The 23,228-nt window shown below is 36.5% G+C and carries 22 protein-coding genes; 18 read left to right on the forward strand and 4 right to left on the reverse strand.

Going from position 1 to position 23,228, the window contains the following annotated elements; all coding sequences use genetic code 11:
* Window positions 1-40: 40 nt before the first annotated feature.
* On the reverse strand, window positions 41-751 hold the full coding sequence (gene budA, locus D1B17_RS02375; protein ID WP_120143218.1) for an acetolactate decarboxylase: 711 nt from the start codon (window positions 749-751) through the stop codon (window positions 41-43).
* A gap of 18 nt (window positions 752-769) precedes the next feature.
* Entirely contained in the window at window positions 770-2,449 is a 1,680-nt protein-coding gene (gene alsS / locus D1B17_RS02380) for an acetolactate synthase AlsS (protein WP_120143217.1), read from the reverse strand.
* Between the two features lie 109 nt (window positions 2,450-2,558).
* Here alsS and D1B17_RS02385 point away from each other — a divergent pair, with 109 nt between their 5' ends.
* On the forward strand, window positions 2,559-2,990 hold the full coding sequence (locus tag D1B17_RS02385) for a MarR family winged helix-turn-helix transcriptional regulator (protein ID WP_120143216.1): 432 nt from the start codon (window positions 2,559-2,561) through the stop codon (window positions 2,988-2,990).
* A 626-nt stretch (window positions 2,991-3,616) separates the two neighbouring features.
* Here the strand turns inward: D1B17_RS02385 and D1B17_RS02390 are convergent.
* Window positions 3,617-4,294, reverse strand: a complete 678-nt coding sequence (locus tag D1B17_RS02390) for a metal-dependent transcriptional regulator (protein ID WP_120143215.1) — start codon at window positions 4,292-4,294, stop codon at window positions 3,617-3,619.
* A gap of 631 nt (window positions 4,295-4,925) precedes the next feature.
* On the opposite strand from D1B17_RS02390, the gene D1B17_RS02395 reads away from it, so the two are divergent.
* Together D1B17_RS02395 and D1B17_RS02400 are read left to right on the forward strand one after the other, a co-directional pair.
* Window positions 4,926-5,366, forward strand: a complete 441-nt coding sequence (locus D1B17_RS02395) for a universal stress protein (protein WP_120143214.1) — start codon at window positions 4,926-4,928, stop codon at window positions 5,364-5,366.
* 22 nt (window positions 5,367-5,388) lie between these two features.
* On the forward strand, window positions 5,389-7,044 hold the full coding sequence (locus tag D1B17_RS02400; RefSeq protein WP_120143213.1) for an Nramp family divalent metal transporter: 1,656 nt from the start codon (window positions 5,389-5,391) through the stop codon (window positions 7,042-7,044).
* A 363-nt stretch (window positions 7,045-7,407) separates the two neighbouring features.
* Here D1B17_RS02400 and D1B17_RS02405 read toward each other — a convergent pair whose 3' ends face one another.
* Window positions 7,408-7,818, reverse strand: a complete 411-nt coding sequence (locus D1B17_RS02405) for a peptide deformylase (RefSeq protein ID WP_120143212.1) — start codon at window positions 7,816-7,818, stop codon at window positions 7,408-7,410.
* A 134-nt stretch (window positions 7,819-7,952) separates the two neighbouring features.
* Here D1B17_RS02405 and D1B17_RS02410 point away from each other — a divergent pair, with 134 nt between their 5' ends.
* From D1B17_RS02410 to D1B17_RS02480, 15 genes are all read left to right on the forward strand, one after another.
* On the forward strand, window positions 7,953-8,762 hold the full coding sequence (locus tag D1B17_RS02410; protein WP_120143211.1) for a glycosyltransferase family 8 protein: 810 nt from the start codon (window positions 7,953-7,955) through the stop codon (window positions 8,760-8,762).
* Window positions 8,763-9,297: 535 nt separating this feature from the next.
* Entirely contained in the window at window positions 9,298-9,621 is a 324-nt protein-coding gene (locus D1B17_RS02415) for a toxin-antitoxin system HicB family antitoxin (RefSeq protein ID WP_120143210.1), read from the forward strand.
* An 18-nt stretch (window positions 9,622-9,639) separates the two neighbouring features.
* Window positions 9,640-10,461 (forward strand): SPFH domain-containing protein, encoded by an 822-nt coding sequence (locus D1B17_RS02420; protein ID WP_120143209.1) that lies wholly within the window; start codon window positions 9,640-9,642, stop codon window positions 10,459-10,461.
* 125 nt (window positions 10,462-10,586) lie between these two features.
* On the forward strand, window positions 10,587-11,123 hold the full coding sequence (locus tag D1B17_RS02425; protein WP_120143208.1) for a phenolic acid decarboxylase: 537 nt from the start codon (window positions 10,587-10,589) through the stop codon (window positions 11,121-11,123).
* A 268-nt stretch (window positions 11,124-11,391) separates the two neighbouring features.
* Window positions 11,392-11,919, forward strand: coding sequence for a PadR family transcriptional regulator (locus D1B17_RS02430; RefSeq protein ID WP_166806601.1), 528 nt, complete (start codon window positions 11,392-11,394; stop codon window positions 11,917-11,919).
* 376 nt (window positions 11,920-12,295) lie between these two features.
* The gene (locus D1B17_RS02435) at window positions 12,296-13,162 is read left to right on the forward strand and encodes a diguanylate cyclase domain-containing protein (protein WP_120143206.1); all 867 of its coding nucleotides are present in this window, start codon (window positions 12,296-12,298) and stop codon (window positions 13,160-13,162) included.
* A 157-nt stretch (window positions 13,163-13,319) separates the two neighbouring features.
* The gene (locus tag D1B17_RS02440; RefSeq protein ID WP_120143205.1) at window positions 13,320-14,618 is read left to right on the forward strand and encodes a glycosyltransferase family 2 protein; all 1,299 of its coding nucleotides are present in this window, start codon (window positions 13,320-13,322) and stop codon (window positions 14,616-14,618) included.
* 15 nt (window positions 14,619-14,633) lie between these two features.
* Window positions 14,634-15,797 carry a family 8 glycosyl hydrolase gene (locus tag D1B17_RS02445; protein ID WP_120143204.1) on the forward strand — a complete coding sequence of 388 codons (1,164 nt, stop codon included), beginning with the start codon at window positions 14,634-14,636 and terminating at the stop codon, window positions 15,795-15,797.
* Between the two features lie 447 nt (window positions 15,798-16,244).
* Window positions 16,245-17,015 carry a YveK family protein gene (locus D1B17_RS02450; RefSeq protein WP_120143203.1) on the forward strand — a complete coding sequence of 257 codons (771 nt, stop codon included), beginning with the start codon at window positions 16,245-16,247 and terminating at the stop codon, window positions 17,013-17,015.
* 1 nt (window position 17,016) lies between these two features.
* Entirely contained in the window at window positions 17,017-17,745 is a 729-nt protein-coding gene (locus D1B17_RS02455) for a CpsD/CapB family tyrosine-protein kinase (protein ID WP_240704437.1), read from the forward strand.
* Between the two features lie 34 nt (window positions 17,746-17,779).
* Window positions 17,780-18,559, forward strand: coding sequence for a tyrosine-protein phosphatase (locus tag D1B17_RS02460; protein WP_120143201.1), 780 nt, complete (start codon window positions 17,780-17,782; stop codon window positions 18,557-18,559).
* 23 nt (window positions 18,560-18,582) lie between these two features.
* Window positions 18,583-19,245 carry a sugar transferase gene (locus D1B17_RS02465; protein ID WP_120143200.1) on the forward strand — a complete coding sequence of 221 codons (663 nt, stop codon included), beginning with the start codon at window positions 18,583-18,585 and terminating at the stop codon, window positions 19,243-19,245.
* Window positions 19,246-19,318: 73 nt separating this feature from the next.
* Window positions 19,319-20,269: an LCP family protein gene (locus D1B17_RS02470; RefSeq protein ID WP_120143199.1), complete on the forward strand. Its 951-nt coding sequence runs from the start codon at window positions 19,319-19,321 to the stop codon at window positions 20,267-20,269.
* Between the two features lie 626 nt (window positions 20,270-20,895).
* On the forward strand, window positions 20,896-21,762 hold the full coding sequence (locus D1B17_RS02475) for a GGDEF domain-containing protein (RefSeq protein WP_120143198.1): 867 nt from the start codon (window positions 20,896-20,898) through the stop codon (window positions 21,760-21,762).
* Between the two features lie 159 nt (window positions 21,763-21,921).
* Complete coding sequence (locus tag D1B17_RS02480) at window positions 21,922-23,220, forward strand: glycosyltransferase family 2 protein (protein ID WP_120143197.1); 1,299 nt, start codon at window positions 21,922-21,924, stop codon at window positions 23,218-23,220.
* The last annotated feature ends 8 nt before the right edge of the window (window positions 23,221-23,228 follow it).

The raw sequence follows: 23,228 nt of genomic DNA on the forward strand, positions 1-23,228 counted from the left end.
AGGGTCCTCAATCAACTATGGATTGAGGATCCTATTATGTTTAACCTTCAGCTTTATGAATATCACCTAAGATATCCCAATCAGAAAAGTCATAATTCATATAATCTTTATTATTAACCGGTAGATGTTGTTCCAATGTATCAAATTGTTGTAGCGTTACATTTCCCGTAACGCCGCCAAATCCTAATACGTGGCCACCAAAATCATGTGCATCGGATAAGAAGTGATGATGGAAACCACCAACTGCTGCACCATCAAAAATGGTTGGTGAGTAGTAGCTTAAAAGTGTTCCTTCAACAGATTCTCGAGTGAAGATACTTTGTTCCTCAGCCGTTTTACTCAATGTAGCATAAGGCTTATGCGATTTTTTAACCGCCCGTGTCCTCATATTAGTGAAGGTACCGTGAACTTTAGTTGAAAAGAAAGTATTTGCACTTGTCAGAGACATGATTTTTGTTTCCAATTCTTTTGGCGATAAGCCTTCAACAGTTGTTAAATCACGATATTCTCCAAAATGACTGTTGGCAAATGGTAGGGTGAAATCATCCTTAACGACGTTAACTTTGCCATCACTATCGACTTGGTAAGGGACGCCGTCTAAAATAATTAATTCACCGTTTAAACCTTCACCGGTACCGATTCCTGTATCACCGTGTTCGAGCAATTCTTTCATCGTAATTGTGCCATCTAGGAGCCCAGGAACTAGAAGTGCCAAGGTTCCGTGTTGATAAAGTGTGTTTGTATTTGCCATATATAAGCCTCTTTCTAATTAGTTCAATACGTCGTCGACAAGTTTTGATGCTAGGTTGATGTTGTCAGAATAATCAACAGGAATGTGGACGATAACTGGACCCTTAGTAGCGAATGCTTTAGCAAGCACTGGTTTCAAATCTTCAGTTCTCTCGACACGTATACCGGTAGCACCGAAACTTTCGGCATACTTCACGAAGTCAACTGGTCCTAATTCAACGCCAGATTCATGTCCATACTTAGCAATTTCTTGGAAACGGACCATATCATAATAACCATCGTCCCAAATTAATTGCACGATATTAAGGTGTAAACGAACTGCCGTCTCTAGTTCTTGACCAGAGAAGAGAAAGCCACCATCACCGGCAACAGACACAATTGGTTGTTCAGGACGTTCCAAAGCAGCTGCAATTGCCCAGGGAAGTGCTACACCTAGTGTTTGCATACCGTTACTAAATAGTAAGTGTCTAGGTTTATAACTTCTGAAATGACGTGCCATCCAAATGTAAAGTGAACCAACGTCAACGGTAACGGTTGTATCATCATTTACTTGATTTTGTAAAGCGTGGATAATTGCTAAAGGATGAATACCATTTTCGTCAGAATGATTTTCAGGGATAGCATCTTTTTTAGTGAATTTTTCTTGTTGATCGGCTAAATGTTTGTGCATTTCCTCGCCAAGGTCGATATCAGCGGGAAGGCTCTCACTGACGTCGTTTAAAGTTTTAGCAATGTCTGCTTGAACGATCAAGTCTGGTTGATAGTCGTTAGTAATTTCAGGAGCAATACTATCAAGGTTGATAATTTCGCCAGTTCGACCAACGTTCCAGTTACGAGCTTCATATTCGATAGGATCGTAGCCGACAGCAATAATCAAGTCGCTTTCCTTCAAAATTGTGTCACCGATTTGGTTTCTGAAGAGACCGACACGACCGTAATAGTTCTTTTCGAGGTCACGTGAGATAACACCAGCACCTTGGAAAGTTTCAACAACCGGAATAGAGAACTTGTGTAAAAACTTATGAATTTTATGAGTTACTTCATTGGTTGAAGAACGCATCCCAGCTAAAATAACTGGTAATTTAGCATGTTCAATTTTTTCAACGATTTTATTGATTGTTTCTTGATCAGCGCCACCTTGTTCGATAGGAGAAAGCGTGTTGATGGTATTGCGACTAACTTTGTCATTTAAAACATCTTGTGGGATTGAAAGGAAAGTAGCCCCAGCTTTAGGTGCAATCGAATTTTGGTAAGCGTTTGCAAATGATTCAGACAAGTTATTTGCATCCTGAACTTCCACACTGTCTTTCGTTGCCGCAGCTAAAAGCTCTTTACTTGAGATGCTTTGGTGCGTTAATCTAGCAATATCGTTTCGAGGAACTTGACCCCCAAGCGCAATAACTGGGTCACCTTCAGAAGTAGCGGTAATTAGACCAGTAGCTAAATTAGAAACACCAGGACCCGAAGTAGTAGCAACGATACCAGGTTTACCAGTCAAACGACCAATACCGGCAGCAATGAAAGCCGCATTTTGTTCATGGCGAGTGACGATTAATTTAGGAGTTTTAGGATTATCATTGTGTTCAAGCGATTCAAAAAGTTGATCGATCTTGGCACCAGGAAGTCCGAAAACATATTTAACACCTTGATTAATCATCGTTTGGATCAACGCTTGAGCGCCGTTAAGTTGTTCTGACATTGTTTCTAGCCTCTTTTATGTAGTTTTGTTTTATACTTATTTATAGCTTAAATTAAATCATTCGTGTTGATTTGTCAACACAGAAAACTTTTCATTGGAGTGAAAGCAAATGAAAAATATTGGATATCTAGCACAAGATATTTCTATCTTACACAGACAATATTACAAGGATACTAGGGAGGAATTCAACGAAATCAACTTGAATCCGACCGCTGCTTGTATTTTATTGGCAGTTAGTGATTATGAAAATATTAGCCAAAATCAGGTAGCCCGTTCATTAGTTATTGATAAAGGCTTGGCGACCAGAGAAATCAATAAAATGGAAAAATTGAATTACCTGACAAAAACTGATGGGGCAGGCAAAACAAAGATTTTGAACCTGACTAAAGAGGGACAGTCGGTCGTAGATACAGTCCAAAAAATCAGAAGTAAATGGTGGGAAGACCGTTTTGCTAAATCAGGCATCACCCCAGATAGTCCATTAGTTTCTTCCATAGAAGCTGTGGTTTCAACGATTGTGGGGCCGGTCAACGAGAACTAGCAAATAGACCGATATTTTTTGTTTTCATTTTTCATTTGCGAAGATAAATATCAAGAAAAAACTTTGTTAATTTTACGGTAATAGTTATTAGAATACCTATTTTTTGCATTAAATAATTAAAAGATAAATATGCTGTGGAGATGATAGTGAGCCGCCTCCAGAAACCAGAAAATTAGGTCGCTGTGGGGACCGATTGGAGCCGAAGTGCGGTCTCCAATCTCGCTTTTGAACTTCGCAAAGTACGCGAATTTCAAAAGTCGTCTCGTGGTGTAAGGGATGAATCCCTAACACCACCTTCACAGCGACCTAATTTTCTGGTTCCTTCCGGCTAGTTTATTCTTTATTTTGAATTAGGCAAAAGAAGATTGTATTCGTAATTACTTTTATACCAATAACGACTATAGCACTGAGACTTAAAGTACATTTTTCAGTTAAATAATAAGAGCCGCAATCCAGTTTTGGTTCTTTCTTAATTTTGGTTATAGAATAGAAAATAAAAAAGGCTAGATATCTCTTCTGGGTATAAATCCAGAAGAATATCTAGCTTTTTGCTTATGTTCAATTTCAAATAATATAGCACTTTTTAAAAGAGCGTTTGACAATGCGTGATTAGAAATCATGTATCCTCAAACACTTTTTTCCATCGTTGAGATAGGGACTTTTTCGATCCGAATCATTTTCGTGATGTTTTTGGGTAAAATCTGTTTCAAATTATTGCGTAAATTAAGTACTACCATAGAGTGATCATAATTATTAATATTGGTGATTTTGATTTGGTCAGATAAATGTAAGTCAATATTGTTCAAAATCTTAAAGAGATAATTATCTTCTGTAAAGTTGATGATTTTGAAAATTGCTTCCGAAATATCTTGGTTGGCTAGCAATGATTCCTTAGTGAATTCGGGAATCTCACAATTGATCGGTATGACATTACCGTGCGGACAAGTTTCAGGATAGTCGAGATAGATATTTAGTCGATCAATCAATAATAAATCGGGATGATCCGATAGTTTGGTTGCTTTTTCGTAGATATCATTCATTGGAATGTCGAGCTTTTCATAAAGCCATGTTTCAATCAAACGGTGCTGTTGAATCAACGGTATAACAGCATTTAATCCCTTTTTGGTCAATTTTGTCCCATAATATTTCGTATATTTAACCATGCCTAACTTTGATAAATGCTGTGTCCGGTCAGAAATGGATGCCTTACTCACGTTGGCTTTGACTGCTAAATCAATGTTATTAACGTTTTGAAAGCTACCACCTAATTCAAAAATAAGTCTTAAAAAATTTAAGTCATTCAAAGTTATTCACCACTTTTTTTCTATTTAAACTAGTTGCTCCTATATATGCAAGCTTATTTGGAAGGTCTTTTAAAAATTTTATCATCGGATAAGAGTACATTGGTGAAAATCCTCGAGTACATTCCAATTAAGACTTCTGATGTTAGCCAATTAGTTGATAAGTAATCTTGGTTTTTGACATCGTTTATGCGTGCTTCTGTTTGCTCATCTTTCATAATTTCCCCCATTGATAGAGTAGTTTAATTGAATTAATTAGTATTACCTAATAAATGAACGAAAAAGACTATTAATAGGCGCTTACATACCATATGTATATTCGTTTATTAGTAATCTAATATAAATCATTGATAAACCCTGTCATTAACGTTTTTAATATAGCATATTTATTTTAAATAAAATAGTTAAGTAAGGGGTAAACTTTTTCTTGTATACCTCATAAATTTACATCCAATCCCTTTAAAATGGGCAAGTAAGCGATTTCTGATTTTTCTTAAAAATAATTGATGATTTTACATTTTTGTTAGGGTACCTTAAAAAGTAGTTTACAACGAATTAAATTGCGGTAGAATGGTTTTTGGGAAGACGAGTTTGGCAAAGCTTGTCTTGAAAAATTGTATTGGAGGAGAGATCAATGTCGAAGCAAAATAACACATTTGAACGTGTTTTAGTTGGTGTCGATGATTCGGCCGATGCCCAATTAGCTTTTCGATATGCGATGCACCGTTGTATAAAAGATGGTTCAACATTAATCATTACTTCTATTCTTGAAGATAATGAAATGAATGTTTACCAAGCATTGACTAAAGATTACGTTCATGGGGAACGTAAGGAACTTGAAAATCACTTGAAAGAGTATCGTCAAGTTGCATTAGACGCCGGGGTTAAGAAGGTTGAACTTATGGTTGCCGAAGGAGATCCTGGTGAAACAATCGTTAAAGATGTGATTCCAGCATCAGAAGCTGATCTTCTAGTTATCGGCTCACTTTCAAAGAAGGGTATCAGAAAGTATTTCGGTTCCCAAGCTGCCTATATGGCAAAATATTCACCAATCTCAGTAATGATTATTCGTTAACAAATCAAAGGGGGAGATTAATATGGCTGAAAAGCGCAAATTAATCCAATATGCCAATGGTCCTTCACTAGAGGAAATCAATGGTACAGTTTCAGTTCCAAAAGACAAAGGCTTTTTCAAAACACTACTTGCATATTCAGGACCCGGAGCATTAGTTGCCGTTGGTTACATGGATCCAGGTAACTGGTCAACATCAATCACCGGTGGTCAAAACTTCCAATACCTATTAATGTCAGTTATTCTTATGTCTAGTTTAATTGCCATGTTGTTACAATATATGGCTGCTAAACTAGGCATAGTGAGTAAGATGGATCTGGCGCAAGCAATTCGTGCCAGAACAAGTAAATCACTAGGTATCGTTTTATGGATTTTAACCGAGTTTGCTATTATGGCGACTGATATTGCCGAAGTTATCGGTGGTGCCATCGCTTTGTACCTATTATTTAATATTCCATTAGTAATTGCTGTTTTCATTACTGTTGGTGATGTTCTAGTATTGCTATTATTAACTAAAATTGGTTTCAGAAAAATTGAAGCTATCGTTGTATGTTTAATTCTTGTTATTTTATTCGTATTTATTTATCAAGTTGCATTGTCAGATCCTAATTGGGGTGCTGCCTTTGCTGGTTTAGTACCAACAGGTAAAACTTTTGCAACAGGTCCAACAATCGGTGGTCAAACACCACTTACTGGTGCGCTAGGTATCATCGGTGCCACTGTTATGCCTCACAATTTGTACCTTCACTCAGCTATTTCTCAAACAAGAAAAGTTGATCATGCTGATGAAAAATCAGTTGCACAAAATGTTCGTTTCTCAGCTTGGGATTCAAATATTCAATTAACAGCTGCTTTCTTCGTTAACGCTTTACTATTAGTTATGGGTGTTGCCGTCTTCAAGAGTGGTGCTGTTAAAGATCCATCATTCTTCGGTTTGTACCAAGCTTTATCAGATACTTCAACTTTAAGTAATGGTGTTTTAATTGCCGTTGCTAAGTCAGGTATTCTTTCAACATTGTTCGCTGTTGCTTTGTTAGCATCAGGTCAAAACTCAACTATTACTGGTACTTTATCAGGTCAAGTTATCATGGAAGGTTTCGTTCACATGAAGATGCCTCTATGGTTAAGACGTTTAGTTACACGTTTGCTTTCAGTTATTCCTGTTCTTATCTGTGTTATGTTGACAAGTGGTAAGAGTTCAATTGACGAACACGTGGCTTTGAATGATTTGATGAATAACTCACAAGTCTTCTTGGCATTCGCACTTCCATTCTCAATGTTGCCACTATTGTTAATGACAGATAGTGCCACAGAAATGGGTAACAAATTTAAGAATGCTGCTTGGATCAAAGGATTCGGTTGGTTCTCAGTTATTGCTTTGACATTCTTGAACCTTTACGGTTTACCAGGTCAAATTCAAGCCTTCTATGGTGATAAAATCACTGCTGCACAAACAACACAAGCTAACATCATTGCTTGGGTATTGATTATCGCGGTTTTGGCGTTATTGGTATGGACATTGATCGATATGCATAAAGGTAATGAAAGACTTAAAGAATCATTGGCTGCTGAACATGTTGACTCAACTTATGCTCACTTAGCTAAGTTGTCAGCTGAAGCCGGTTCTGAAGAAGAATTCGACAAAGAAGCAACAAGTGAAAGAGATTCAGAACAAAGATAAATTAATAAAATAAAAAAGCGACCATATGGCCGCTTTTTTTTGTTGTCAAAATAGACTTTGAATTATGGTGCTCTAGTTTTTCAGAGTATGAAGATAGTAATCATCATATATTCCAAGTTAAATGTCATTCTGTATAAAAAACAACAAGTAACCTAGCCGGAAGGAGCAAGAAGCTTAGGTCGCTGTGAAGGTGGCGTTATGGCTTTAGCCATTACACCACGGGACGACTTTTGAGACTTGCGGTTTATGCAAGGCTCAAAATCGAGACTTGCGGTTTATGCAAGGCTCAAAATCGAGACAAAAGACCTTGGCTTTTATCGGTCCTCACAGCGACCTAAATTTCTTGCTCCTGGAGGCGGCAAACTAAATCAAAACTCCTTCACAATGATCAACTTCATGTTGAATAATTTGGGCAATAAAATCAGAAAATTCTTGTGTATGTTCTTGAAAATTACTATCCAGATATTTAACGGTAATATTTTTATAACGCTTAGTCTGACGTTGACCACTTAAAGATAAGCAACCTTCAGAAGTTGTATATTCCTGACTTTTACTAATAATAGAAGGATTTATCATGGGTACATTCATCATTCCCATTGAGAAAACAATGATTCGCTTGTTAACACCAATCATATTAGCGGCCATTCCGACGCAATTGTCTGAGTTCGCCTTTAAAGTATCAAGTAAATCGGTGACTACATTAAGGTCAGCTTTCGTAGCTAGTTCAGCTTTTTGAGAAAGTGATTTTGTATCATAATTAATTGGTTGTATCATTGTAAAATCTCCTATTTAAGATGTTGCAAAATTTTCAACCGCCAGCCCGATTTAACATGACTGAGTTCTAACGCGACTGAATGTGGCATTATCAGTATAATGGACTTGAGGAAAATTAACTAGGAGGGTTATCTATGAACTTGTTATTTGCGATTGACGACAATGTAACACAACAGTTAATGACAACACTTTATTCAATCAAGCAAAATTCTTCAATTGAAAAGTATTCTGTCTATGTGATTCAGAATCCAAGGTTAAAGAAGAATGCTGAGATAAAGAGTTTTTGCCAAAAGCTAGGAATGCATTATCATCCAGTAGTGATTGATGATCACGAATTTGATGATGCGCCTACAACTGACCGTTATCCAAATACAATTTATTACCGTTTATTAGCTTACAAATATTTACCTAAGAATATTAAACGCATTTTATACTTAGATGTTGATATTTTAGTTATTAATGATTTGAAACCATTGGAAACGATTGATTTAAAAGATTACTGGTACGCTGCAGCTAGTCACACGTCGTTAGATATGACCGACGACTTTAACAAGTTACGATTAGGTAATTACGAGGCTGAGGGGTATTTCAATTCCGGTATTATGTTGATGGACTTGCAGGCAATTCGGGAACACGTTAAGGCAGAAGATATTTTTAACTATATTCAGAAAATGGGATTAACGTTGTTATTGCCAGATCAAGATATTTTGAATGGCTTGTATGGACAAAATATTATGAAGATTCCCGATGAAATTTATAACTATGATGCGCGGATGAATCCATTTTATTACGCTAAAAGTAATGGCAAATGGGATATAGATTGGGTCATTGATCATACAGTAATCCTACATTTTTGTGGACGTGACAAACCTTGGCGACCAGAATATAAAGAACGTTTCTCCGGTTTATATAAACACTATCAACATAAGGCGGAGCTGCTATAGACCTGTTTTCGAACTTTATGAGCTGCCACTTTTTGCACCTAGAAACTAGTACATTAGTGTGTTATTTGAAATATAAATCAATATCAAAAGGGTTAGATGTTTTATTTGAATATATGTATTTAAATGAAATATATCTAGCCCTTTTTATGTTTGATATAAGTTATTATGATTTTAAATTATTTTTTTATTTTTAACTGAAGATTGAAATGTTCAAAACATATTTAACCTCTGTCTTTATATCACCAACGATATGACGTCGTCTGTATTTTAATAGATTTTCCAATTGTTTATCAAAAATACAACAAATAACCTAGCCGGAAGGAGCAAGAAATTTAGGTCGCTGTGAAGGTGGTGTTAGGACTTTACTATTACACCACGGGACGACTTTTGAGACCTGCGGTTTATGCAAGGCTCAAAATCGAGACAAAAGACCTTGGCTTTTGTCGGTCCCCACAGCGACCTGCTCCTGGAGGCGGCACAGTACAAATAATATCAATGTGATATCACTTTAATATAAACGCGATATAATATAGATATGGCAGATAAGATGATTGCATTAAGATTAGATAAAGATTTGTACGACCGGATTTCTGAAGATGCCAGTCGTGAAAATCGAAGTGTTAACAATTATATTGTCACTAAATTGAGTGAGACTGTACCCACCAATAATCTCGAGCAGCGCCAAATAGTAGGATCTGTCGTTCGAGGGGACAAGATCAATATGGCAAACGACTTGATTGAGGTTAAGGGTATTTACTATCGTTATGATTTGTTGGCAAATGATTCAGTTAACGAAACGGGGAATTATCAAGTGGTCAAAGCCAATGGTAATATCCTAACTATTCAGGAATTAAAGTAGAAAAGTAGGCGAATAAATATGTTCGGATTGAAAACAGTTCATCAAAATCACGTTGGTTTGGTAGAAACATTGGGGAAGTATAGTCGTGAAGTCAGTGCCGGATTAAATTTTTATATCCCTTTCTTTCAAAGAATTCAAATTGTTGATTTGGCAATGATTCCTTTGTCACTTCAAGGTTATTCAGTTATTACCAAAGATAATGCGGAAGTACAAACTAACGTGACATTAAACTATCATGTGACGGATGCCCGCAAATTTCAATATGAGAACAGCAACTCGGTTGAGTCAATGATTCAATTAGTTCGTGGTCACTTGCGTGATATTATCGGTAAATTAGATTTGAATGAAGCTTTAGGTTCAACTTCTAAAATTAATGCTGATTTAGCGACTGCAATCGGGGACTTGACTGATACTTATGGTATCAAAGTTGACCGAGTTAATATTGATGAATTGAAGCCATCGGCATCGATTACTGAATCAATGGAGAAACAAATTCGAGCTGACCGTGAGAAAACAGCGGCCATTGCTAAGGCTAATGGGGATGCTAGAAGTATTGAAATTGAAACTAAAGCTAAAAATGAGGCAACAGTCTCGACAGCCAAAGCTGAGGCAGCCGCAACCATTGCTAGAGCCGATGCTAAAGCTTATGAAATTAAGAAATTGAACGATACTTTGGCAGCCGTTGATAATAAGTATTTTACAGCTCAACAAATTCAAGCCTTTGCCGCATTAGCTGACTCATCAACCAATACCGTAGTCATGGACAAAGATTCGATTGGTAAGTATGCTGATATTCCTGTTACCGCTAAGGTTATGAATCAAATGGTCGATAAAAAGTAATTAAAATCAGACTTTTCTAGGAATAGAGAGGTCTGTTTTTTTTAGTGAAATTTAATAGTTGACAGTATGTCGTTATCGACATATACTGGTTATTGTCGATAACGACATAAGGAGACAAATAAATTATGACAAAAACATTTAAAACTTTAGAAGATTTCTTAGGAACACACTTTATTTACACTTATGACAATAGTTGGGAATATGAATGGTACGCCAAAAATGACCATACAGTTGACTACCGAATTCACGGTGGGATGGTTGCTGGTCGTTGGGTAACTGATCAAGAAGCCGATATTCTTATGCTGACTGAAGGTATCTACAAAGTTTCATGGACAGAACCAACTGGAACTGATGTGGCTTTGGACTTCATGCCGAATGAAAATAAGATGCATGGTACAATCTTTTTCCCTAAGTGGGTTGAAGAACATCCTGAAATTACAATTACTTACCAAAATGAACATATTGACTTAATGGAAGAATCACGTGAGAAATATGAAACTTATCCTAAATTAGTCGTTCCCGAAATGGCAAAAATCACTTATATGGGTGATGCTGGTCAAAATAATGAAGATGTTATTAGTGAAGCACCTTACAAGGGCTTGCCAGATGACATTCGTGCCGGTAAGTACTTTGACGAGAACTACCACCGTATCAATAAATAAGCATGTTAAAATGGTATACGAAGTTAACGTATATCATTTTTTTATGCCGTCTCCGGTTACAAACGTTGAAACCTGCTGTGAGGACCGACGAAAGCCAAGGTCTTTCGTCTCGATTTTGAACTTTGCAAAGACCACGAATTTCAAAATACGTCCTGTGGAGTAAGAGCTAAAGCTCTAACTCCACGGCCACTGCTGGTTTCAACGTTTGTGACCTCCGACTAGTGTATTTGGACAGTATCTATACTAATTTTTAATCATGGAGAGAATAATGCCAAAGAAACGTATTTTACCTTATGTCTTGTTAGGATTAATCAATAATAAAGGTAGCTTGTCAGGTTACCAAATTAGCCAAGAGTTCAAACATGAAGTGGGCGATTTTTGGCATGCCTCTCATAGTCAGATTTATCCTGAATTGGCACGAATGAAGGATGATGGTTGGTTGATTGATCATGATGAAGATAAGTCGACTTTTTATAGTGTTACTGAAACGGGCTATCGAGTTTTAAGAGACTGGATGAAGGAGCCGTTGACTGATAATGAGGAAATTTTTTCTTTAAAACTATATTTTATAAATGAAAAGTCTGATCCTTTGTTACAACATTTGTTAAAACAGGAATTAAAAATTAAACAATCTAAACTATCATATTTGCAAGGAAGATTGAAAGAGGTCTTTATTGATCAAAAAATAATTCAGAAAAGTTTCGGTCACTACTTGATCTTGACTCGAGCAATTGAACGTGAAGAGAATCATATTCAATGGTTAGAAAGCAAGATAGCAGCGTGTGACGCTAATTAGATATGCCATTTAAAAAAAGCAAGAAAGTCAGTTCGCTATGTGAACATGATTTTCTTGCTTTTTTTAGGCTGGTTTATCTTTTACTAATTGGTTAAATATCATAATGGCACTATAATTTTACCAAAATGTTGATAAATAACGTTAAAAATATTTGAGTTATCAAGTTGTTCCTGAATTAATAAAAAGTCATTTTAGAGCGACGGCATTAATAATAATATGGATAATTTGGAAACCAGCCCTATGTTATAAAAATAATTTTTTTAATAAAAAAAGATTAATCTTTTTCAAAAGAGTTATGATAATCTAATGAACGATTTCGACTGTTAGGTATATTAATGAGGAAATGCAGTTTTTGAAACTTTGTTGGGAGAAATAGATGAGGATAAGATCGATTGATAACGTCATTTTTATAGGTATGGTTTTAATTCTGATCTACCAAAATACTTTATTGTATTTGAGTGTTGTAAGTGGATCATGGATTAATTTTTTAATAATATCATTGGTTTTTATTTTTGCAATATTTCTTGGTCGGTCAACATATTTGATTTTGAATAGTGTCATCTCGTTTGTTGCAATGTGTGCTGGTGGATTAATGTTACTTTTGCCATACACGCGGGCAATGTTTTTTTGGTCAGCTATTGCTTTGCTGACAGTTTCGCCGTTGACAACTTATTGTATGTATTTGTTGTATCACCAGTTGTTGAAATTAAGGGCTTTATCACAGGAATTGGAGCAGTTACAAGAGAACAAGCCAGATTTGGAAGTTGTCACGGGAGCTTTAAATGAGCGAGCCTTGAATATTGCAGTGGGGCGTGAATTGAAGCTAGTTTACTACCATGAGGACGATTATCGCTTTACCTTGACGATGGTAAAAATTGACTTTTTGGAGAGTGTTATTAATTTCTTAGGTAATCAAGAATTTAATAACCTTTTAAGAACAACGGCTGAACATTTGATGAGTATTTTATTTACTGTAGATACACTTTATTATATTGGAACTGGCCGCTTTGTGATTCTGTCACCAATGTTAGGATCTGATAATTCACCTATCATGAAACGAAAAATCAAGAGTCATATTAATGATATTGCTGAGAAATTCGGATTGGCTCGAAATGCCTTAGTATTGCGGATGGGACAAATTACGTATTCATCACAGGATAAGGTTAAAAATCGTAATGTTGAGGATACCTTAAAACAGTTAGAACGGAGTGCTGAAACAGATATCGTCAAGGAATACTTGTAAGAGGTGGTTTAGATGGCATTAGGAAGTTTCGCATGGCTTTTTCCAGTTAGCCTGATTGTGACAATACTTTTCGGCATTGCAGTTTTAGTATTGTCTGTTTGTTGGTGGATAATTTTTAAAAGAACAATCCGCTGCTTTAATACGGAGGATAAACATCATGATTGATTGGTTATACGTGATTGCAATTATCACGATTTGGCTGTCGATTGTAATGACGATCGTGACGCTTAGTGGTGGTGTTATTTTCATCTTTAAGCATATGTTACATACTGATATTGAAAATTTGCCACCGTTGAAACGTTATCCCAAAGTGACACTAGTTGTTCCTGCACATAATGAGGAAATTGTTATACAGGATACTGTTCGGGCAATTTTAAATTTGAATTATCCTAAGGATCGTTATGAACTTTTAGTTTATGCTGATAATTGTAACGATAAAACTGCCGAACGTGTTCGCCATTTGCAAGATTCACCTGAGTTTGTGAATAATAATTTTCGAGTTATTGAAAGAACGGGTACTGGTGGAAAGGCTGGAGTTTTGAATGATGCCTTAAAAGTCGCTAAGGGTGAATATCTTGGAGTGTATGATGCTGATGCTGCTCCTGAGCAGAATGCTCTTTATTTTTTAGTACAAAAAATTCTTGAAGATCCTGAGCGTTACGCAGCATCTTTTGGACGAAATAAAACTAGAAATTATCAGCAAAACTTTTTATCACGTTGTATTAACTTAGAAATTGTCAATACACAGCGAATTCAACACACAGGGCTTTGGCAGTTATTTAAGATTGGTAGAATTCCGGGAACAAACTTTATAATTAATAAAAAAATTGTTCAATCAATTGGTGGATGGAATAATGGGGCACTAACTGAGGATACGGCAATCTCGTTTAGTTTGATGCGTTCAGGTAAATTAATTGCTCTTGCGCACCGAGCTGAAGCTTTTCAACAAGAACCAGAGACATTATTTGCATATTATAATCAACGTAAACGTTGGGCTCGAGGTAACTACGAAGTTATTTTGGATAACATGAAATATTTATTTGATCGAACTCCATGGCGAATCAAGTTGGAAGTTGGGTATTACTTATGTACCTTTTTCTGGTTTAATGCCGCAATAATTATCTCCAATGTGATTTTTGTAAGTAATCTGGGATTTAGTTTTATTCATACATTTTTGCCACATATCAACACAGTAGTATCATTGGGTGGCCCCTTGTCAATTCTTTTTATGATTAATTGGTTATTGATGTTTTTTTTGTATTTATTACAGATGAATATTGCGTTGGCAAGCGACTATGGTCAAGCAACCGTAAAAAACTTTTTCTACACATTAATTTCATATTTTACATACGCTCAATTATTCATTATAGTTTCGGCAGCTGCTATGTACGATATGGCTAAAGATAAAATTACTGGTCAACGTACTACCAAATGGTATAAGACACAGCGTTTTTAATGGGAGATAGGTAAAATGAGACATCACAAATATCAATGGTTGATCAGTGGCTTAATAATTTTGGTTTCATTTACGATTGGCATTGCCGTTTATAATACATATTCACCTATGAGTATGTCAGGACTAAGTTCGACAATTATCAAGGATCGTTATAGAGAATGGAAAAGAGCTTATTTAAAGGGAAATAGCAATCAAAAATTCGTCAAAGTTAATAATGGTAAAAATAATCAAACATTATCTGAAGCTCAAGGTTATGGAATGATAATTAGTGTAATGGCGGCTAGACAGGGCTTTGGTAGCAAAAAGACATTTGATCAATTAACTGATTATTATCTTAAACATCAAATTAGTAAACGTAATCCATTGATGGAATGGCGTCAGCAACAAAAGGGCAATTATATGGTAAGTATTAAATCTGAGAAGACTAGTGCTACGGATGGAGATTTAGATATAGCTTATGCACTAATTTTGGCAGATGAAAAATGGGGTAGTAAAGGTGATGTGAAGTATAACCAACTTGCTAATAACTTACTGGCAGCAATTCAAAAACGAGAAATTAATCAAAAAACATTTTTACCTAAAGTTGGTGATTGGGCCACTGCTTCTAAGACGGAGAATATTGTTCGTCCATCAGACTTAATAACAGCCTATTTCCGAAAATTCGCTAGTTATACCCGAGACGTTCGCTGGACTAAGGTAGCAGAAAATAGTCAAACAGTATTAAAGCAACTGAGTTCACAACATAGTACTGGTTTGATAGCCGATTTTGTAACTGTTAGTGGTGAAAAATTACAGACAACTGATGTCAAATCCAAACAAGTGGCATCCATACATGATAATCAATATGGATTTAATGCTTGTAGAATTCCCTGGCGAGTCGCATATGATTATCAACTCAAGCACAGTCAAGTCAGTAAAAAGATTGTGGAAAAGATGTTGACTTTCTTTGTTGATCAAAAGGATATTATGGCCGTTTATACGTTAAATGGAAAAGCGGTTGAAAATTATTCTAATAAGGCTTTTTCCACACCAGTGGCTTATGCATCGCATGTAGTATTGAACACGACTTTAAAAAATCGTTATACGAAAGACTTAACTTCTAAAATATCAGGAAATGATTATTATCCAGAAACCATTCAGATGGCTACATTATTGGCCAGTGGTGACATTGGTAAGTAATATGGTTACACGCTTGGTACTAGTTTTATGCCAATGCCGACTAGAGCATCAAGACTTAAAGCACATTTTTAATCTTTAGTAAAAATTAAAACAAAAAGACAAAGTTCTCGTTTAATTGAGGCTTTGTCTTTTTTTGTGCCCAATCTAATTGTTTACAAGTGGACAGAGCGTCTTCTGACTGTCAAACAAGGAAATTAAGCCCTTTGGTATACATTTTAAGTAATGCATAATCAATTAATTAATAGTCAGATTTGAGATTTTTCGGCAAAAACTTCTAATCATGACTAAATATTTTTCCAATTTAATCCTCAGAAAAAAATAATTTTTAGTGATTTTTCATATAAAACCCTATGTCAAACCTGTATAGACAGCAATCGGGGATGCCATTAAAATTGTTCCAGCATGAGAATACATGTAAATAAAATTTGATTATTAGTGGAGGAATAAGTGGACAAAGAACAAACCATTAGTATGATTCAAATTCTAGTCATACTGCGTAAACACATCAAAGCCATCTTGGGGTCAACGATTATTGTTACTTTAATTGCTGCGGGTATGACTTTCTTTGTGATGACGCCTAAATATAGTGCAACAACTGAAATTCTAGTTAACCGTAAGTTATCTTCTGACATGCAAGGAGCACAATTTCAACAAGTTCAGGCTGACATTCAGATGATAAGTACCTACAAAGACATCATCATCAGTCCAACTGTTTTAAAAGAAGTTAATCGTGATGTCAAATCGACAACCGGCTATCCTGGCTCGATGTCGAAACTAAAAAAAGCTTTAACAATTAGTAATTCTCAAAATTCTCAAGTATTTTCTGTAACGGCTAAGACAACTAATCCGAAGACATCAGCTAAAATTGCTGATTTAACTGCCGAAGTTTTTAAGAAGAAAATTGGCAAAATCATGAGTATTAATAATGTTTCCATCGTTTCGGATGCCGTCGTCAATGATAATCCAGTCAGTCCTAAGAAAGCTTTGAACATTACGATTGGCGTGATTTTAGGCTTGTTATTAGGAATTGGTTTAGCATTCTTGCTTGAATTGACCGACCGCACTGTCTCTTCCGAGCAATATCTCGTGGACGAACTTGGTTTAATCAATCTTGGTGTTGTTAATGAAATTGACCAAAAAGATATCGAACGGACTGTGCAGCACAAGAAATTTAGCGTACAGGTACCAGGGCAAAATTCAGCTAAAAGGAGGGTCTAACGTGGCACTTAACCTATTTAAAAAGAGCGCTAAGAAATTAGACGATTATAGTTTGAAACATGGCGTAGGTTTAGTTGCCTACGATGATCCGAGTAGTGTAATCTCCGAGCAATTCAATACCATTCGAACTAACATCCAATTTTCATCAATCGACAAAGAGTTACATTCGATTTTGTTTACTTCATCGGCTCCATCAGAAGGCAAGTCTACGGTCAGTAATAACGTGGCAGTTAGTTGGGCTAAGCAAGATAAGCGAGTGATTTTAATCGATGCTGATTTAAGACGTCCGACTATTCACAAGACCTTCAATGTTTCAAACAAAAGTGGTCTGTCTAATTTCCTGTTAGGAACAGCGAGTCTAGAAGAAGTTATTCAACCAACAATGATCGAAAATCTCTTTGTAATTACTAGTGGCCCAACAGCCCCTAATCCGTCGGAGTTATTAAGTAGTAAAAAGATTCAAAAATTGTTTCAAATATTAACAACAAAATATGATTTTATGATCCTCGATGCGCCACCAGTCAATTCAGTAACCGATGCACAAATTTTGGCAACGAAAGTGGATGGCGTTATCTTGGTAGTTCCCCAAAAGATTGCTGATAAAACTGGTGTAACGCATGCTAAAAAAGCTTTGGAAATAGTTCACGCCAATGTCTTAGGTGCGGTCATGAATCGTATGGCAAAAGATAAGATGAAGGGCTACTACGGTGGTCAGTATGGCGGCTATTAGAACGTTCATAGAATGAAAAAGGAGCAAGCATAAAATGATAGATCTCCACAGCCATCTGTTACCAAAAGCTGACGATGGCAGCAATGACAACTTTACAGCTCTAAGTTTAGCTAAAGTGGCTGTTGAGCAGGGGATCACACACTTGCTCTTAACGCCGCACCATTTTGATGGCAAATATCTAAATCATAAGTTAGATGTCATTCAAAAAGCCGCTCAATTACAAGCTGAAATAAATGAAGTCCGGTTACCATTACAGGTTTTTCCTAGTCAAGAAGTTCATTTGCATGGCGAATTGTTGGAAAAAATTGCGGCTGGAGATGTTCTTTTTATGGACGAAACGGAACGTTATCTCTTACTGGAATTGCCTCACAACACAGTGCCACAGTATACGGAACAAATTGTCTTTGAACTGATGGCACGTGGTATTCGGCCAGTATTAGCACATCCAGAACGTAATCAATTGATCCAACAAGATCCGAAGCGTTTGTTTGAATTAATTAAATTAGGCTGTTTAACGCAACTGACTTGTGGTAGTTACCTAGGTATTTTTGGACAAAAAGTTCAAACGTTAACTGAAAAAATTATCCAAGCGAATCAAGGGTTTGTTATGGCCTCTGATGCACATAATTTTGACGGCCGCAGATTCTTGATGAAAGAAGCATTTGAACGTTTACGGATTGAGGCTGGGATAGAAGTAGTGGAACGGATGCAACAAAATGCCATCGATATTATAAATGGCAATGATATCAGTGAAGTTGAAATTAAACATATTTCCTCATTACCCAAAGCCAAACGGAAAATTTGGCCGTTTTAACACAAACTTTTAGGAGTGAAGCTATGGAATATTTTCACGGTGATGAGAAAAGAATCGTTATTAAGAAACCATCTTTTGTTTATCCAATCGTAAAGATAATTTTTGATATTGTAGTGTCGCTGATGGCACTAATTTGCTTGAGTCCAATCTTTCTAGTGGTTTGGACGATGAACTTGGTTTGTAAATCGAATCGCGGACCATTGTTTTATCAACAGATTCGTGTTGGTTTACATGGTAAAAAGTTTGGGATGTATAAGTTTCGATCAATGGTTGTTGATGCAGAAGAGAAGCTGTATCAGGATAAGAAACTTTACGCTAAATATGTGGCTAATAATTATAAATTAAAGCCAGAAGATGACCCACGAGTAACCTGTATGGGTCGCCTGTTACGTAAAACCTCGATTGATGAAATACCTCAATTTATCAACGTTTTAAAAGGTGACATGAGTTTGGTGGGACCACGCCCAGTTATAGAAGCAGAATTAAAGGAATATGATCAAGAGAAACTTTTATCTGTTAAACCCGGGGCAATGGGCTTATGGCAAGCATCTGGTCGAAGTCATATTGGTTATCCTGAACGTGCTCAAATTGAAATGCGCTATATCGACAAAGCCTGCATGTGTTTTGATTTCAAGATTATTGTCGGTAATTTTATTAGCGTTTTTAAAGGAAAGGGAGCCTATTGAGCAAAGTGCCAAACGTAATTTTCAAGTTGGTAACACGAATGAGGTCAATAAATAAGGTAAGGGAAAATGAATTATGAAGAAAAATAGGCATCATGTATTTAGAAATACTTTGATCACCTTCATTTTATTTATCATTGGTGGTAGCTCAGTCTATGGGATGACCCGTTATAACGGTGTAAAAAAGGCAATTGATAGTTCTTATCATGAATCGGGTTTGAAAAAGCAGCGTAATGTTGGCAACCAATTACAAAATAAACGTCCGATTTCTATCTTGTTGATGGGAACTGATACAGGAGCTTTAGGACGAGACTATAAAGGTCGTACCGATAGTATGATGGTCATTACGCTGAATCCAACGGCGCAAAAAACTACGATTACTAGTATTCCACGTGATACAGCGGTCAATATCCCTGAATATGGACTAGCTAAAATCAACGCTGCCTATGCCAATGGTCAGATTAAAACGGCTATTGTAACGGTTCAAAAACTTCTAAATGTGCCAATTGATTTTTATGCTTTGATCAATATGGGTGGCATGGAAAAAGTAATTGATCAGGCAGGCGGAGTTGAAGTAACACCAACCTTAAGTTTTGACTATGAAGATTATCATTTTCAAAAGGGTCAAAAAACATTAATGAATGGTACCAAAGCTCTTGCTTACTCACGGATGCGCTATGACGACCCCCAAGGCGATTACGGACGTCAAACGAGACAACGAGCTGTTTTGACAGCGTTATTTCAAAAGAGCAGTTCAATTTCAACTTTGTTAAATCAAAATTTTATTGATTCACTTTCTGGTCAAACACAGACAGATCTGACTTTTTCTGACTTAAAAGAATTAGCTCAAGATTATCGTTCAGCAAGAAATGAAACAGATCAAACACATTTACAAGGCCACGGCGAGTCGATAGATGACCAAAGTATGGAAGTTGTTGATAAAGCTGAATTGCAACGCGTGACCGACTTTATTCGAGGTAATTTGGATTTGGATAAAGCCCCAACGGGAAACATTGAATATCGCTAGTAAAGGGATGGGAAATTCACTAAAGAATTCCGCATCTTTTTTGGTTTAAATATTCCGCCTCTGGGTGCGATAATTTTAGGCTGCTGTGGGGACCGGTTCGAGCCAAAATACGGTCTCGAACCTCGATTTTGAACTTCGCAAAGTACGCGAATTTCAAAACTCGTCCCGTGGTGTAAGAGCTAAAGCTCTAACACCACCTTCACTGCTGCCCAAAATTATCGCACCCAGAGGCTAGGGTATTGTAGGTTGACGTTGTTTATATATAGTCGGGATTGATTTTCAATATTTAACTAAAGGTTGAAAATTTCAAAATAAATTTTAAATCATGATGATCTACTTTTTCAGAGTATGAAGATAGTAATTACCATATATTCCTATTCCAAGTTAAATCTCAGTCTGTATAAAAAGCAACGAATAAACTAGCCGGAAGGAGCAAGAAAATTAGGACGCTGTGAAGGTGGCGCTATGGCTTCAGCCATTACACCACGGGACGATCTTTGAAACTCGCGGTTTTTGCGAGGTTCAAAGTCGAGATTCGAGACCGCTCTTCGGCTCGAATCGGTCCCCACAGCGACCTAATTTCCTTACTCCTGGAGGCGGCATTAACATATTAAATGAGGTAAAAAATGAAATTAAAATCGGTTGATAATCTTATCTTTGTCGGTATGGTTTTAATTTTGATCTATCAGTACGTTTTGCTCTATTTGAGTGTGCTTGAAGGGTCATGGTTAAACTTTTTGATTATATCGTTGGTCTTTATTGTAGGACTTGTTTTAGGACGAACGACTTATATTATTTTGGGAAGTGTTATTTCCTTTTTCAGCATGTGTGCTGGAGGATTTATTTTGGCACTGCCTTATACACGAGCAATGTTTTTCTGGGCCGGACTTGCTCTTTTGACAATTACGCCTTTGACAACTTATTGGATGTACTTGTTATATCATCAGTTGTTGAAACGTAAGGCCTTGGCACAAGAATTGGAACAATTGCAACGAGAGAGACCAGATTTGGAAGTTGTCACTGGAGCCTTGAATGCTCGGGCTTTAAATATTGCAGTGGCTCGTGAGTTGAAATTAGTTTATTACCATGAAGAGGATTACCGCTTTACTCTGACGATGGTTAAAATTGACTTTTTAGAAAGTATTATTAACTTCTTAGGTAATCAGAAGTTTAATAGTTTATTGCGGACGACGGCGGAACATTTGTTGAGTATCCTATTTACTGTTGATACCTTGTATTACTTAGGGTCCGGCCGGTTTGTAATTCTTTCACCAATGCTTGGCAAAGATAATGCACCAGTTATGAAACAAAAAATAAAGAGTCACATTGATGATATTGCTGAAAAGTTTGGCTTAGCACGGAATGCTTTAGTTTTGCGGATGGGTCAAATTACGTATTCATCTCAAGATAAGGTTAAAAATCGAAACGTTGAAGATACTTTGATCCAATTGGAGCGTAGTGCTGAGACGGATATCGTTAAAGAATATTTGTAGGAGGTAGTCAAATGTTATTATTAGGAAGTTTTACTTGGCTCTTTCCATTCAGTTTTGTAGTGACGGTATTCTTCGGTATTGTTGTGTTTGTCTTATCTGTTTGCTGGTGGGTAATTTTTAAGCGGACGATTCGATGCTTTAATACGGAGGACAAACGTCATGATTGATTGGTTATATGTGATTGCTATTATTACGATTTGGCTATCCATTGTGATGACAATCATAACAATTTCCGGCGCTGTTATTTTTATCTTTAAGCATTTACATCACACAGATATTGATAATTTACCGCCATTGAAACGTTATCCCCATGTAACTTTGGTTGTTCCGGCGCATAACGAAGAGTTAGTTATTCAAGATACCGTGCGAGCAATTTTGCATTTGAATTATCCTAAAGATCGAGTAGAATTGTTAGTTTATGCCGATAATTGTAACGATGAAACGGCGCAACGGGTTCGTGAATTAAGACAGAAGCCAGAGTTTATTAACAATAATTTTCGAGTAATTGAACGAACCGGGACAGGTGGTAAAGCTGGGGTTTTGAATGATGCTTTAAAAATTGCAACCGGTGAATATATCGGTGTCTATGATGCTGATGCAGCACCAGAATGTAACGCCTTGTACTTTTTGATTGCTAAAATTTTAGAAGATCCAGAACGTTATGCGGCCGCTTTTGGCCGAAATAAAACTAGAAATTATCAACAAAATTTCTTGTCACGGTGTATCAACTTAGAAATTGTTAATACGCAGCGGATTCAACATACTGGATTGTGGCAATTGTTTAAAATTGGCCGAATTCCTGGAACCAACTTTATTATTAACAAAGCAATTGTTCAATCTATTGGTGGCTGGAATAATGGGGCCTTGACTGAAGATACCGCTATTTCATTCAGTTTGATGCATGCGGGAAAGTTAATTGCGTTGGCACATCGCGCCGAAGCTTTTCAACAAGAACCAGAAACGCTATTTGCTTACTATAATCAGCGAAAACGTTGGGCTCGTGGTAACTATGAAGTTATTCTGGACAATGTGAAACATTTGTTTGATAAGACACCTTGGCGAATTAAACTCGAAGTCGCATATTACCTTTGTACTTTCTTTTGGTTCAACGCGGCAATCATTATTTCCAATGTCATTTTTGTTATTAACATGAGTTTGGCAGCGGTACATGTTTTTTATCCACAGATACAACAACTAGTTTCGCTAAGTATGCCATTGTCAATTTTATTTATGGTCAATTGGTTCTTAATGTTCTTCTTGTATTTATTACAGATGAATATTGCTTTAGCCAGTGATTATGGTCAGGCAACGGTGAAGAATTTCTACTACACATTGATCTCGTATTTCACTTATGCACAGCTATTTGTGGTCGTATCAATCGTGGCTATTTTTGACATGATGCGGGATAAAATTTTGGGCAAACACGATACCAAATGGTATAAAACACAGCGCTTTTGATGGGAGGC

The organism is Companilactobacillus zhachilii, assembly GCF_003606365.2.
Lineage (GTDB): Bacteria > Bacillota > Bacilli > Lactobacillales > Lactobacillaceae > Companilactobacillus > Companilactobacillus zhachilii.

Coding starts and splice junctions, on each gene's coding strand:
- D1B17_RS02395 (WP_120143214.1), top strand. CDS start 4,926: ATGTCGAAGCAAAATAACACATTTGAACGTGTTTTAGTTGGTGTCGAT.
- D1B17_RS02470 (WP_120143199.1), top strand. CDS start 19,319: ATGAAGAAAAATAGGCATCATGTATTTAGAAATACTTTGATCACCTTC.
- D1B17_RS02385 (WP_120143216.1), top strand. CDS start 2,559: ATGAAAAATATTGGATATCTAGCACAAGATATTTCTATCTTACACAGA.
- D1B17_RS02420 (WP_120143209.1), top strand. CDS start 9,640: ATGTTCGGATTGAAAACAGTTCATCAAAATCACGTTGGTTTGGTAGAA.
- D1B17_RS02435 (WP_120143206.1), top strand. CDS start 12,296: ATGAGGATAAGATCGATTGATAACGTCATTTTTATAGGTATGGTTTTA.
- D1B17_RS02475 (WP_120143198.1), top strand. CDS start 20,896: ATGAAATTAAAATCGGTTGATAATCTTATCTTTGTCGGTATGGTTTTA.
- D1B17_RS02410 (WP_120143211.1), top strand. CDS start 7,953: ATGAACTTGTTATTTGCGATTGACGACAATGTAACACAACAGTTAATG.
- D1B17_RS02415 (WP_120143210.1), top strand. CDS start 9,298: ATGGCAGATAAGATGATTGCATTAAGATTAGATAAAGATTTGTACGAC.
- D1B17_RS02425 (WP_120143208.1), top strand. CDS start 10,587: ATGACAAAAACATTTAAAACTTTAGAAGATTTCTTAGGAACACACTTT.
- D1B17_RS02400 (WP_120143213.1), top strand. CDS start 5,389: ATGGCTGAAAAGCGCAAATTAATCCAATATGCCAATGGTCCTTCACTA.
- D1B17_RS02460 (WP_120143201.1), top strand. CDS start 17,780: ATGATAGATCTCCACAGCCATCTGTTACCAAAAGCTGACGATGGCAGC.
- budA (WP_120143218.1), bottom strand. CDS start 751: ATGGCAAATACAAACACACTTTATCAACACGGAACCTTGGCACTTCTA.
- D1B17_RS02480 (WP_120143197.1), top strand. CDS start 21,922: ATGATTGATTGGTTATATGTGATTGCTATTATTACGATTTGGCTATCC.
- alsS (WP_120143217.1), bottom strand. CDS start 2,449: ATGTCAGAACAACTTAACGGCGCTCAAGCGTTGATCCAAACGATGATT.
- D1B17_RS02465 (WP_120143200.1), top strand. CDS start 18,583: ATGGAATATTTTCACGGTGATGAGAAAAGAATCGTTATTAAGAAACCA.
- D1B17_RS02445 (WP_120143204.1), top strand. CDS start 14,634: ATGAGACATCACAAATATCAATGGTTGATCAGTGGCTTAATAATTTTG.
- D1B17_RS02430 (WP_166806601.1), top strand. CDS start 11,392: ATGCCAAAGAAACGTATTTTACCTTATGTCTTGTTAGGATTAATCAAT.
- D1B17_RS02405 (WP_120143212.1), bottom strand. CDS start 7,818: ATGATACAACCAATTAATTATGATACAAAATCACTTTCTCAAAAAGCT.
- D1B17_RS02440 (WP_120143205.1), top strand. CDS start 13,320: ATGATTGATTGGTTATACGTGATTGCAATTATCACGATTTGGCTGTCG.